The organism is Devosia neptuniae (assembly GCF_025452235.1).
Taxonomy (GTDB): Bacteria; Pseudomonadota; Alphaproteobacteria; order Rhizobiales; family Devosiaceae; genus Devosia.
This window is the reverse complement of the sequence record NZ_CP104965.1, coordinates 3,424,048-3,437,307: the sequence shown is the minus strand read 5'-3', so window position 1 is coordinate 3,437,307 and position 13,260 is coordinate 3,424,048. Positions and strand designations below refer to the sequence as shown.

Annotated in this window: 10 protein-coding genes and 1 pseudogene; 9 read left to right on the top strand and 2 right to left on the bottom strand. The window is 63.4% G+C overall.

From position 1 onward, the window contains the following. Nucleotides 1–30 precede the first annotated feature (30 nt). From N8A98_RS19660 to N8A98_RS19640, 5 genes and pseudogenes are all read left to right on the top strand, one after another. A pseudogene (locus tag N8A98_RS19660) lies at nt 31–769 on the top strand (ABC transporter permease). 21 nt (nt 770–790) lie between these two features. Beyond that, nucleotides 791–2,155, top strand: a complete 1,365-nt coding sequence (locus N8A98_RS19655; RefSeq protein ID WP_262167864.1) for an FAD-dependent oxidoreductase — start codon at nt 791–793, stop codon at nt 2,153–2,155. Continuing rightward, nucleotides 2,152–3,303, top strand: a complete 1,152-nt coding sequence (locus tag N8A98_RS19650) for a CaiB/BaiF CoA transferase family protein (RefSeq protein WP_262167862.1) — start codon at nt 2,152–2,154, stop codon at nt 3,301–3,303. Before N8A98_RS19655 ends, N8A98_RS19650 begins: the two co-directional genes overlap by 4 nt. Continuing rightward, nucleotides 3,300–4,085, top strand: coding sequence for an enoyl-CoA hydratase-related protein (locus tag N8A98_RS19645; RefSeq protein ID WP_262167861.1), 786 nt, complete (start codon nt 3,300–3,302; stop codon nt 4,083–4,085). The genes N8A98_RS19650 and N8A98_RS19645 overlap by 4 nt, the downstream gene beginning before the upstream one ends. A gap of 61 nt (nt 4,086–4,146) precedes the next feature. After that, nucleotides 4,147–5,079, top strand: a complete 933-nt coding sequence (locus tag N8A98_RS19640; protein WP_113120386.1) for a LysR family transcriptional regulator — start codon at nt 4,147–4,149, stop codon at nt 5,077–5,079. A 1-nt stretch (nt 5,080) separates the two neighbouring features. Here the strand turns inward: N8A98_RS19640 and treY are convergent, their stop codons facing one another. Next, entirely contained in the window at nt 5,081–7,507 is a 2,427-nt protein-coding gene (treY, locus tag N8A98_RS19635; RefSeq protein WP_262167859.1) for a malto-oligosyltrehalose synthase, read from the bottom strand. Next, on the bottom strand, nt 7,504–9,354 hold the full coding sequence (gene treZ / locus N8A98_RS19630; protein ID WP_262167858.1) for a malto-oligosyltrehalose trehalohydrolase: 1,851 nt from the start codon (nt 9,352–9,354) through the stop codon (nt 7,504–7,506). Before treZ ends, treY begins: the two co-directional genes overlap by 4 nt. A 221-nt stretch (nt 9,355–9,575) precedes the next feature. Here treZ and N8A98_RS19625 point away from each other — a divergent pair, with 221 nt between their 5' ends. From N8A98_RS19625 to N8A98_RS19610, 4 genes are all read left to right on the top strand, one after another. Continuing rightward, the gene (locus tag N8A98_RS19625) at nt 9,576–11,015 is read left to right on the top strand and encodes a DUF7125 family protein (protein WP_262167856.1); all 1,440 of its coding nucleotides are present in this window, start codon (nt 9,576–9,578) and stop codon (nt 11,013–11,015) included. Then, nucleotides 11,012–12,091 carry a sensor histidine kinase gene (locus N8A98_RS19620; protein ID WP_262167855.1) on the top strand — a complete coding sequence of 360 codons (1,080 nt, stop codon included), beginning with the start codon at nt 11,012–11,014 and terminating at the stop codon, nt 12,089–12,091. Before N8A98_RS19625 ends, N8A98_RS19620 begins: the two co-directional genes overlap by 4 nt. After that, nucleotides 12,088–12,462, top strand: a complete 375-nt coding sequence (locus N8A98_RS19615) for a response regulator (RefSeq protein ID WP_262167852.1) — start codon at nt 12,088–12,090, stop codon at nt 12,460–12,462. Before N8A98_RS19620 ends, N8A98_RS19615 begins: the two co-directional genes overlap by 4 nt. A 64-nt stretch (nt 12,463–12,526) precedes the next feature. Then, complete coding sequence (locus N8A98_RS19610; protein WP_262167850.1) at nt 12,527–13,192, top strand: helix-turn-helix domain-containing protein; 666 nt, start codon at nt 12,527–12,529, stop codon at nt 13,190–13,192. Nucleotides 13,193–13,260 lie beyond the last annotated feature (68 nt).

Below are 13,260 nucleotides of genomic sequence, written 5' to 3'. Positions count from 1 at the left end.
CATCGCTTCGGCGAAGGTCTGCAGCGCAGCATGCCGGTCATTTTCACCGCGGCCGGCCTGCTCATCGTCTGGCAGGTGGGCGTAACCGTCTTCAACGTGCCGACCTTCATGGCGCCCAGTCCCACGGCCATTGCCGTGGCACTTTACGAAAATGCCGGCACGCTCTGGCGCAATGTCCAGCCGACCATGCTCGAAGCCGCGCTGGGCTTTGTGTTCGGCAACTTGTTTGCCATCCTGTTGGCCATCTGGTTCGTGCATAGCCCCACGGCAGAGCGGGCGGTCTATCCGCTGGCGGTCTTCGTCAAGGCCATCCCGATCATCGCGCTGGCGCCGATCCTGGTGCTCATCTTCGGCAATGGCCTCACCCCCAAGATCATCATTGCGGCGCTGATCTGCTTTTTTCCCCACGCTGGTGAACATGGTTCAGGGGCTCAAGTCAGCCAGTCCCGCCATGCTGGACCTGATGCGGGTGCTCTCCGCCAGCCCCAATGAGGTGCTGTGGAAGGTGCGCATTCCGGCATCCCTGCCGTTCCTCTTCGCAGCTTTGCGCATTGCCGCAACCAGTTGCGTCATGGGCGCCATCGTCGCCGAATGGATCGGGTCCACCTATGGGCTGGGGGCGCTCATCATCGACGCCACCTTCAATTTCCGCTCGGCATTGCTCTACGCCACCGTGGTGATCGCGGCATTGCTCGCCGTGCTCCTGTTCTCACTCGTTTCATTGGCGGAAAGCCGCATCGTCCGGTGGAAGCCGGCCGCGTCCGAATAGGCGCGAGGAGGAATTTACATCATGCAATCCCCAATCGTTTTGCCGTCCCGGCAGGTCAATGTCGTGGATCGGTCGGATGTCGTCGTCGTCGGTGGCGGCCCGGCCGGCATCTCGGCGGCCATCTCGGCCGCCCGCAACGGCGCCAGCGTGACCCTTTTGGAGCGCTATCCCTATGTCGGTGGCCTTGCCGCTGGTGGCATGGTCCTGGTGCTCGATGACATGATCAATGGCGCTGAAATCACCGTCAAAGGCATCTGCGTCGAGATGATCGAGCGCATGGAGCGCAAGGGTCTGGCCGTGGTGCCGAGCGAGAATGATCGCACCATCGAGTTCCGGGACACGCCGGAAGCCTGGCAACGCTGGGCGCGCTGGGGCCTGTTCGACTTTCACGTCCAGAGCAATCCCAATCCGCACCCGGTCTGCTACGCCGCCGCCTTCGATCCCGACGCCTTCAAGCAGACCTCCTACGACCTGCTGACCGACGCCAAGGTCAAGATCCGCCTCCACAGCTGGTTCTCCTCCGCCATTGTCGAAGATGGCCGGATCACCGGCGTGGTCTGCCAGACCAAGGCGGGGCTCGAGGCCATCATGGGCAGTGTCGTCATCGACACGACTGGCGACCTCGACGTCGCCGCCAGTGCCGGTGCGGCCCATACCAGTTCGGATTTCATCCTCACCACCGTCTCCCGCTGGGGCGGGGTTGATACCGATGCGGCCGAGCGCTTCGAGCGCGAGGAGCCGGAAAAGTTCAAGGCGCTCGATCACGAAGCCAAGCGACTGATCGGCGGGTGCTGGTCCTTCTGGTGGCTCAAGACGCCGCTGCCGGGCATTGTCTGGCTTAACTGCCCGCATATGCCCAAGCTGAGCGGCATGAAGGTGGAAGACCTCACGGCCGCCGAACTCGAGGGCAGGGCCCGTATCGGCCGCCTGCTGGATTTCGCCCGTGAGAACATGCCGGGTTTCGAAAAATCCTATGTGGTGGACTTTGCGCCGCAGACCGGCGTGCGCCAGACGCGCCTGCTAGAAGGCGCCTATGTCGTCAGCAAGGACGACGTCATGCACCGCCGGCATTTCGAGGACACGATCTGCCGCGGGCGGGATTACTACACGCCTTATCGCTCCATGCTGCCCAAGGAGATCGACCAGCTCATCGTCGCCGGTCGCCACTATTCGGCGACGCCCCAGGCCCAGAAGTCGAGCCGCGAAATCCCGCCCTGCATGGCCATGGGCGAAGCTGCCGGCGTTGCTGCCGTGGTCTCGCTTAATGGCGGCGTCACGGTGCGAAATGCCGACATCGCCGAAATCCGCCAGCGCCTGCGCGCCCAGGGCGCCGACCCCGGCGACATACCCTCCGCCAACGCCCTCTTTCTGGAGGCTGCAGAATGAGTTCTCTTCCGCTCGATGGCATTCGCGTCGTGGATTTCACCCAGGTCATGCTTGGTCCGTGCTGCACCCAGATGCTGGCCGACTATGGCGCCGAGGTGATCAAGGTCGAAAAGGCCAAGATTGGCGACCTGTCGCGCTGGTCGCTAGGCTCGGACCCCGACGGCCTCAACAACCCCGTCTTCACCTCGCTCAACCGTAACAAGAAGAGCCTGGCGCTGGACCTCAAGGCCCCCGAGGCCCGCGCCGCCGTGCTCGAATTGCTGCGGACCGCCGATGTGGTCGTCAACAATTTCCGCCCCGGCGTGATGGAACGCATGGGCTTCGGCTATGACGATCTGAAGAAAATTAACAAGCGGCTGGTCTATGCCGTGGGCACCGGGTTCGGCCTGGAAGGTCCCTACCGCCACAAGGGCGGCCAGGACACCCTGGCCCAGGCCCTGACCGGGGTGATGGAGCGCAAATCCGACAATACCCACCCCACCGCCGTCTATTCGACAACGCTGGCCGATTACTCGGCCGGCATGCATCTGGTCCAGGGCATCCTATTGGCGCTCCTTCATCGCGACCGCACCGGCGAGGGCCAGCAGGTTGCCGTCAGCCTCTATAGCTCGCTCATCGCCATGCAGATGCAGGAAGGCACCATGCATCTGATGCGCAACAAGGAGCTGAACTGGTCGGCCTTCCCGCTGACCGGCGTGTTTGAAACCACCGACGGCGCGCTCGTCATGGTCGGCGCCTTCAAAACCAATCCTCTGCAGGACATCTGCACCGCTTTGGGCATTGAGGATCTGTCGCAAAAGCCCGAGCACAAGGATTTCGACGCCCAAATGGCCACGCGGCCGGCGCTGCAAGCCGTATTCCGCCAGCAGTTCGCAACCAATACCACAGCACATTGGCTCAAGCGCTTGGAAGAAGTAGACATTCTCTGCTCGGAAGTGCGTTCGCTCCCCGAGGCGTTGGCCGACGAGCAGACGCTGATCAACAAGCTGATCCTCGAGGTCGGTGAAACGCCAGCCGGTCCCGTGCGGGTCATCGGCTCGCCCATCGACATGTCGAATGCGCAAGTCTCCATCCGCCTCAAGCCGCCCACCCTGGGCGAGCACAATGAAGCGATCCTGGCCGAACTGAAGCAGGAAGCCGCCGAATGAACGTCGAGTATAGCGTCGCCGACCGCGTTGCCCGCGTCACGCTTAACCGGCCCGAACGGATGAATGCGGTCGATCCGGCCACCGAAGCCGAACTCGAAAAGGTGTGGCTCGACATCGAGAGCCGCACCGACGTCAGCTGCGTAGTGCTGACCGGCGCCGGTGAAAAGGCCTTCTGCGCCGGCGCCGACCTCAAGGGCGGCGACAACGGCATCGAAAAATCCGGACTGCAATATTGGTCGCAAAGCCATCCGCACGGCTTTGGCGGCATTGCCTATCGCAAGAGCATGGACGTGCCGCTGATCGCCCGGGTCAACGGTTTTGCGCTGGGCGGCGGCTTCGAGATGGTGCTGGGCTGCGATATCGTCATCGCCGCCGACACTGCCAAATTCGGCCTGCCCGAAGCCCGTGTCGGCCGCCTGCCGCTCGAAGGCGGCATGATCCAGCTGCAGCGCAAGATCCCGCACAATCTGGCCATGGGCGTCATGCTGACCGGCAAGCGCTTCACTGCCGCCGAAATCGCCGGCTATGGCCTGATCAACGAAGTGGTGCCCCTGGCCGAACTCGACGCCGCCGTGCAGCGCTGGGTGGAGGACATCGTTGCCTGCGCACCGCTCTCCCTCCGCGCCATAAAGCAGACGGTCAATCGCACTGCCCACCTGCCGCCGGCCGAGGCACAGGCACTGCGCACCCCGGCACTGATCGCCGCCCTGGTCAGCGAGGATGCCGACGAGGGCGTGCGGGCCTTCCAGGAAAAGCGCGCCCCGGTGTGGCAAGGCCGGTAGCGCATTTGCCGCGCCATGCTAGGACTAGGGGAACGAAGCGATTTTTCACGACAGGCCCGCCATGCATGCCAGCATCCTGCGCTACTTTGCCGAGGTGGCGCGCTCCGGTTCTATCCGCAAGGCGTCGGAGGAATTGCATGTGGCAACCTCCGCCCTGAGCCGGCAGATCAAGAAGCTCGAGGACGAATTGGGCACGCCCCTGTTCGAGCGCTTTTCCGATGGCCTGCGCCTGACCCATGCCGGGGAAATCGTGCTGCGGCACGCCACCGAGACGCTGCGCCATTTCGATTTGATGCGGTCCGAAATCGGGGAAATGCGCGGCAAGCGCACCGGGCGGGTGCACATCGCGTGCCTCGATAGCCTGGGCATTCAGTTCCTGCCGGAATTTGTGCGGCGGTTTCACCAGCAGCATCCGGCGATCGATTTTCGTATTCGTACAGAGAGTTACAACACGATCTTCAAGCTGCTTGCCGAGGGCGATTGCGATATCGGCATCACCTTCGATCTCGCCCGGCCGCCCGATATCGACGTGGTCACCGGCGTGCGAATGCCGCTGCGCGCCATCGTGGCCTCTAGCCATCCACTTGCCCGGCAGGCGAGCGTCACCCTTCAGGAATGCGCCCAGTTTCGCTTGCTGCTCCAGCTCGACCACGAGGTGATGAGCTCGATCATCGCCTGGGAGCTGGGTTCGCTCGATCGCGTCAGCCGCACCTTTGTGGCCACCAACAGCCAGATGATGCTGAAACCCCTCATCCTGTCCGGCGACGGCATCGCCTTTTTCACCTGCATCGGCCTGCTCAAGGAGTTGGAGGAGGGCCTGGTCAAGGCCGTCCCCATCGCCGGCCTGCGCCTCAGCCCGCTGGAAATGGCCGTGGTCACGCCCGCCCGCCGGCAATTGACTGGCGCTACCCTGCTCGTCGCCGAGCAGCTCGCCCTCGATTTGCAGCGCTTCGCCGCCCGCATCTACGCCGTGGCCCCGGTAGAAGGCACATAGCCTAGCGCTTGCCCGCCATGATCCAGACGGGCCCGGCCGCCGATCCATAGATAGTCGGCAGGTCCGCAATGGTGGGAAGACCCGCGTCGTGCCCTAGGGAAAGATCGGCCAACACCACAAGCTCGTCGGCACCGAGCCGGCGGCGGAACGCCAGCACATCGGGGCCGCAATCCACGGCCTCATAGCTGCCTTCGCTGAACAGGCCAGATAGCCGGCGACGCAACTGCAATAGGCTCTGCGTCAGGATCAGCTTGTCATCCCGTCCGGGCAATGGCTGCGCCAGCCGCCGGGCCAGGGCAGCAAAATCCACCGGCCGCCGATTGTCCGGGTCGACAAAGCTCTGCTCCCAATCCTCCGCGCCGCGATAGATATCGGGCACGCCTGGTATCGTCAGCTTGAGCGCCGCCTGGATCAGCGCCTTGCGCTGGCCGGTCTGGCGCAGCGGCGCGCTGCTCGCCTGAAAACTGGCGAGAAAGCGATCATTGACCAGTGCCTGTTCGACAAAGCCGGTCACCGCGGCCTCATAGGCGGTGTCATTGACACCCCAATCGCTGCGCAGCCGGGCCTCCCGCAGCGATTTGACCATGGCGCCCTGCAGGCGCGCGCAGAGATCATCGGCATCGCCCGAAACCGGCCAGCCGCCGAGCAGCAGCTGAAACAACAGATAAAGGTCATTGGGATGGATGGTGTCGCGGCCATCGACCGCCAGCATGGCCCGCCATTCCGCCACCGCCGTAGCCCACAGGTCCGGCGCATCCGCAATGGCGGCGATGAGGGCGCGGATATCCTCGCCGCGCTTGCTGTCATGCGTCGAGGTCGCCAGCATCGAGATGGGGTGATTGGCCTGCCGCCGCCGATTGCTGTCGTGGAATGCGGCGACGGACAGCGCGAACCGATCCGGATGCGCGCCCACGTCATTGAGCGCAACGAGCCGGTTATAGCGATAAAGCGCGGTGTCCTCAAAACCCTTGGCCATGACCGGACCGCAATATTGCTGGAACCTGCCGACCGCTCGCGCAATCGCCCTGGGATCATAGGCTGCGCCCAGCGTTCCACCCAGCACGGCCCCCACGAAGTCGAACAGCATGGGCTGGATCTGTTTTTGCTGCCGCCGCGCCCGAGCAACCGCATAGCCGATCTCGCGCCGGTCGCGCGCCGTCATACCAGTATGGTCGGCATAGCTGCGATAGACCTGCAATTGGGCGATGATTTCGCGCAGGGCCCGGCGCAGGCCCGCTTCGCTCAAGTCGGCCGTAGCCGCCTCCGACCACGCTATGGCAGCAAAATACCGGGCTAGCGCCGCCAGTTCGGCGGCCAGCTCATTGTCCATCACGCGCAGCTTGCAGTGGTAAATCTCCTCATGCAGCGGGGTCACTTCGCCAACGAATGCCGCATAATTTTGGCTCACCGCCGGCTCGCCCGCACCGCGCGTCAACACGCGGATCAATTGCGCACCGACCTCATAGCCGGTGGTGCCATCGATCGGCCAATCCTTCCGCAGCGCCTCATGCGGCGCGAGGATTTTTTCGACCACCAGATAGATCGGGCGTGGACAGCGCGCGCGCAGCGTTTCCAGATATCCCTTGGGGTCCAGCAGGCCATCGATATGGTCGATGCGCAGGCCATCAACCAGCCCTTCCTCGATCAGCGAAAAGATCAGCGCATGCACATGCGCGAACACGTCGGGGCGCTCGACGCGAATACCCGCCAGGTCACTATTGACGAAGAAGCGCCGGTAGTTGATCTCATCGGCCCCGGTCGAGAAATGCACCAGCCGCCAATGCTGCGTCGCGATCAGGCTATCGAGCGCCGACCAGCTTTCGGCATGGCCGGCCTGACCGGTATGGGTGGTGATGACCGCACCGGCGCTGCCATGGTGTTGCAGCAGCGCGCTGGCGTCCTCTGGCCGGATCGGCAGCTTGTCGCCATCATGTGCCCAGACGGCAAAACCCTCCCCGTCAGGTTTGAGCCGCAGGTAGCCGGCAGCAAGGCTCTCGGCATAGGTCGCGCCGAGAAAGGGCACCAGCAATTTGCCTTCCATACCCGGTCGGGCCGAATGCCAATTGATATCGAACCAGTCGGCATAGCGGCTGGCGGGCCCATGCTTGAGCACGTCGAGCCAGAGCGCGTTGTCGGCCCCGCCCACCCCCATGTGATTGGGCACGAAATCGAGAATGATGCCCATGCCACGCGTCTGCAGGGTCCGCGCCAGCCTGCGGAAATCCTCGAACGGACCAAGCTCGGGATTGAGCTGGCCATGATCGACCGTGTCATAGCCATGCGTGCTGCCGGGCCGGGCCTTGAGCACGGGCGAGAGGTAGGCATGGCTGACACCCAGATCGTCGAGATAAGGCACCAGCGCCGTGGCATCGGCAAAGGTGAAATGCTTGTTGAGCTGCAGCCGGTAGCTGGCGCGGGGCGCGATCACGATCGGGGCTCGCTGCGCAACACCAGGGCGCAATCGCTGGGTAATATCCAGAATTTTTCGGGATCGATCGGCCGCCGGCCAGCGCCGTCATAGTCGGGATGCTCGCTCGACCAGGCCACCTGCCAGCGATGGCCATCGGCCGGGGCCAGTAACGGTTCGGCGACCACGCCAATCTGCAAATCCCGCCCCAGATTAAGCAGGAGCAGGCGATGACCGCTGGGGTCAGGCGTGAAATAGCGGATCAACAAGGCAGCCTCTCCAATCACCGCGCCATCGACCCGCCTTTCGCCGGCCTGCGAGAAGGCGGGGTCTTCGCGCCGCATCCGCAACAGGTCGCGATGCAGGGCGAGAATGCCGGCATGGCGTTCGGCCTCGGCCCAGTCGAGCTTGCTGGCCTCGAATGTTGCCGGGTCTGCCGGATCGGGCAGCCGTTCCTGCATTACCGGGTCGGCAACGCCGGGGAAATTGGTCAGCGATTTCCGCCGCCCCTCGGCAACGGCGCGGGCATCGTCGCCGCTGACACCGAAGAAATAGAGGAATGGATTGGTGGCGCCAAATTCTTGCCCCTGGAACAGGCATGGCGTCTGTGGCCCCAGCAGTAACAGGCTGGTTACGGCACGCAGCCGGGCCGGGGACATCAGGCGCGATAGTCGGAAGCCCCGCGCCGAATTGGCCACCTGGTCGTGGTTTTCAAGAAAATGCACGAAATGCTCCGGCGGCGTCGCCAGATTATAGGTGCCATAGGCCTTGTCGCGCATATCCGAGCGCTGGCCCTGATAGAGGAAGCCGTATTTGACCGCCGAGACCAGTTCCTGCGGCGTGCCCAGATAATCGCGATAGTAGAAGTCGTTGTGCCCTGTCGCCGCGACCCGCACGGCATGCTGGAAATCGTCGCTGACCATGGCATCCATGCCGTGGCCGCCCCGTTCGGGTGGATCGATCATCCGGTGTTCCTGCGGTTGATTCTCCACCACGACATAGGTCGCCCGGCCGCCGGCGGCCGCCCGTACCGACCGGGTGATCTCGGCCAAGATATGCTCCTCGCTCGCGCCGAACATGGCCTGCGCCGCGTCGATCCGCAGTCCGTCAAGGTGAAAATCCCTGATCCAATAGACCGCATTGCCGGTGACAAAGTCGCGAACGGCACGCGAGCCTTCCCCATCGTAGTTGAAGCTCGCGCCCCACTCATTCTCGTAGCGCGTGGTGAAATAGTGCTCGCTGTAAGCGCGATAATGGTCGCCAATCCCGACATGATTGTAGACGACGTCGAGAATGACGCCGATGCCGCAGGCATGCGCCGCATCGACAAAGGCTCGCATGTCATCCGGCGCGCCATAAGCCGCGAATGGCGCATAGGGCAGGGTGGTATCATAACCCCAGCCGAACTGCCCCTTGAACGTGCCCACCGGCATCACCTGCACAATGGTGACGCCCAATTCGCGCAGCGCCGCCAACCGGCTAGTCGCCGCCTGCCAGGTGCCTTGCCGGGTGAAGGCGCCGATATGCAATTCATAGAGCACCTGGTCGCGCCGTTCGACGCCGCCCCAGCCGGCATCGCTCCAGGCAAAATCGCTGGCAACGACCACGGACGGGCCGTCATTGCCCTCCGGCTGGCAGCGCGATGCCAGATCAGGCACGCGCGGCCCATTATCGATGCGGAACCAATAGCGGGCGCCAACGCCGATGCCAGGGATGTCGGTGCTGAAATAGCCGTCTCCAACGGGCTCCAGGTCGAACGTTCCGACGCCCTCGATCTCCACTGCGGCCGCGTCATGGCCCAAGGCCCAGAGCGAGAAACGGGTGCCGCTGCCAAACGGCACGGCGCCAAGAGCGTCAGGTCGAAACATCTATGAAGCCAATCCGTTGGAGCGACGGACAGAACGGAACCCGGCCAGCTTTGTTCCCACCGGGGCGGTGCAACCGTTTAAAAACTCGAGCGTTTGGCAAAGGCGAGGACGTCAGCCCCCGCGCGTCCCGATCCTCAACTCCCTAGTTCAAACTTAAAAGCGTCATGACGGGTAACGGATCAGACTTGAGTCTCCGTCACGCCCATTTGCCGGAGATAAAAATGGCCAAAAACAAGAAGGCAACCGTCGCCAGCACGGGCATTCTCGGTTTGGATGAAATCCTGCGCGGCGGCCTTCCGGCCTCCAATCTTTACATTCTGCAAGGCGCCCCCGGCTCGGGAAAGACCACCGCGGCGCTGCAGTTCCTGCGCGCCGGCCTCGAAAATGGCGAGAGCTGCATCTATGTCAGCCTGTCCCAAACCGCCGCCGAGCTCAACGCCATTGCCACCTCCCATGGCTGGAGCCTTGATGGCATCCGCATCGAGGAGCTGTCGGCCTCCGACGCCGTCAATTCAGCCGCCGATCAGACCATTTTCCAGACCGCCGAATTGCGGCTCGATGAAACACGGCGCGCCATCGAAGCGGCGATCGAAGAGCACAAGCCCGATCGGCTGGTCTACGACTCGCTGCTCGAAATCCGCCTGATCACGGGCGACACCCCGCGCTTCCGTCGCGAACTGCTCGGCTTCAAGGCCTTCCTCGCCAAGCGGAACGTTGTCGCCCTGCTGCTCGACACCCAGACCAGCGGCCCCGACCGCAATGGCGAGGAAGTCGAAGGTATCGCCCACGGCGTCATCCGCTTCGACAAGTCCCTCGAGGAATATGGCAGCGTGCGCCGGCGCGTCGAAGTCAGCAAGATGCGCGGCGTGCCCGTTGCCGACGGCTATCACGACATGGCCATCCGTGAGCGCGAAGGCGTCGTGGTCTTCCCTCGCCTCGTCCCCGGCGCTGCGTCCGAAACGGTCAAGCCGCAATTGATCAAGTCGGGCGTCGACGCACTCGACGAAATGTTCGGCGGCGGCCAGGAATCGGGCACCACCACGCTGGTGATCGGCCAGTCGGGCACCGGCAAATCCACCATGTCCTCGCTCTACGCCACCGCCGCCCTCAAGCGCGGCGAGAGCGTGGCGTTGTTCCTGTTCGAGGAACGCCTCGAAACCTTCTTCCGGCGCTCCGAAGGCCTTGGCATGGACCTGCGCCAGTTCCATCGGGATGGCCAGTTGATCATCCACGATTTCAACCCCAACGAGATTTCCCCCGGCGAGTTCGGCCAGATCGTCCAGCGCGTGGTCGAGGAGAACAAGACCCGCGTCGTGGTGATCGACAGTTTCACCGGTTATCTCAATTCGCTGCCGCATCGCGAAAAGGCGGTGCGCGATATCCAGACGCTGCTCAAATACCTGGCGCGGGCAGGGGTGCTGACCATGCTCATCGTGGCCCAGCATGGCCTGTTGGGTCAAAATCTGGGCATCGATGTCGATGTGAGCTTCCTGGGTGACACCGTCCTGCTGCTGCGGATCGTTGAGCATGATGGCCGCCTGCGGCGCAACATCACCGTGGTCAAGAAGCGCCACGGCCCGCATGATCTGGATGTCCGCGAATTGTTCATCCAGAGTTCGGGCGTGACGGTGGTTCCCTATAATCCGCTGCCAGAGACATGACCGGACCGGCGAGGACGGCCATTGGCGAGCTCGACTGGGTGCTGATCCTGGCGCCCTACCGCCAGGACGGCCTCTATATGGAAACCCTGCTCGCCGAGCGCGGCCTGCCGGTCGGGCGCTGTCACGACGATGCGGATCTGCCCGGCTGGCTCGAAAAGTCGCCGGGCGCCATCGTCGCGACCCATGAGGCGCTGACGCCCGGCGTCATCGCGGCCATTTCCAGCTATCTCGAGCACCAGCCCGACTGGTCCGAATTGCCCATTATCGTGTTGCTGGATCGCGCTGCGGCCCAGCATCGCATCCGCGCCGAACTCGGCGCCGCTTGGCCGCGATCCCGGCATCTGTTCTACCAGCGGCCCATGGCGGCGCTCGAGCTGGTCAGCGGCATCCAGGCCGCGCTGCTTGCCCGGCTCCGCCAGCGCGATGTACGCGACCATATCGAGCGGGAAACCGCGCTCCGGCTCGAGCTCAATCACCGGGTCAAGAACATCCTCGCCAGCGTGTCCTCGATGTTCCAGATGACGCTGCGGGGCGCCCGGTCAGCCGAGCAACTGGCGGAGGATTTTTCCGCCCGGCTCATCGCCCTGAGCAAGGTGCATTCGGTGGTGTTCGAATCCGGCGGCGAGGCGGTATCGCTGAAAACCGTGGTCGACATAACACTGTCGCCCTATCGCCAGGATGGCGGTAGCCGGGTTGCCGCGAAGGGCCCCGACATAACCCTTTCCCGGGACGCCGGCACGACCTTGGCCCTGTGCATCCACGAGCTGGCCACCAACGCCATCAAATATGGCGCCCTGTCGCTCCCCGATGGCCGGGTCGACCTCGATTGGCGGATCGTTTCCGCGGAAGGCGAAGCTTTTTTGGTCATCGAATGGAGCGAAAACGGCGGGCCACCCGTTTCGCCGCCGTCGCGCTCTGGATATGGAACGAAATATATGCGGTCGGCTCTCGGCTCGCTCTTTGGTGAGCCCCCAAACATTGTCTACGCCCCGTCCGGGCTGCACTGCACCATTCGCGGCGCCTTGTCCCGGCTCTCCCCGCCCGATCCTGACGAAAGCAAGGGTGCTCGTCCATGACCGCGCGCCGCCCGCTTCGCATCTTCTATCTCGAAGACAATTCGCTCATCGTCTTTCACGTCGAGGCTCTGCTTGAGGATATGGGCTATGTTTTCGCCGGCTCGCTGAGCAGCTTTGCCGACCTGAAACGCAATTTTCCTCAGCTGCAGATGGACGCCGCCTTGATCGATATCGATCTTGCCGATGGCCGCACCGGTCCCGATGCCGCCATCTGGCTCAAGCAGCGCGGCATACCATCGCTGTTCGTCACCGGCCAGGACGCTACCGCCAAGGCCAATGCCGCTGCCGTGCTGGGCATTATCAGAAAGCCGATAGAGCCCGAACAATTGTCCAGCCAGCTCCTGCTGCTGGAGACAGCGCTGGGGTCGTAGCGCCCCGCTATTTCCGCCGGTTCACAAATCTGGCAGACTGGCCCAGCGAAATCGGGCGGGTGGCATGAACAAGGTCACGAGATTGGACGGCTGGTCGTCGCCGATTGTACAATCGGTGACCCATACACGGTTCACCGAAGACGGCAGCATGCTGATGCGCCCGGACGGATGCTGGGACTTTGCCATTCTGAAATCCGCGGACAGCACCATCGTGCTGCGCACCGGCCTGACGACATCAGCCGTAACCCACCACTACACGGCTGGCGACGAGATCCTTTCCATTGCCTTCAAGGCCAGCAGCTATATGTCGCTGATGCCGGGCGAGCAGATGCGCGACAAGGGGACTGTGCTCGAGACCATTGGCCGGGACCGGTTCTGGCTCGGCACCGACGTGCTCGAAATACCGACTTTCGATACGGTCGACGGTTTCGTGCACAAGCTGACGCGCCACAGCCATGTCGAGGATAACAGCCTCGTTGCCTCCGTCGTCTCGGGTCATCCCATGGCCATGTCCGAGCGCACCATGCAGCGGCACTTCCTCAAGACCACCGGCCTCACCTACAAGACCTTCACCCAGGTCGAGCGCGCCCAAAAGGCACTGGCCCTGTTGCAGCAGGGGAGGCCAGCCGCCGATGTGGCCTTTGCCCTCGGCTATGCCGATCAGCCGCACATGATCCGCTCGCTCAAGGCCATTATGGGTGTGACGCCCAGTCGGCTCGCCTGCGACTGAAACTTGTCGGAAATCTTCAATCCTGCAATCGCCCCGCTGGCTAGAAAGGATGCACTTTCAACACCAGC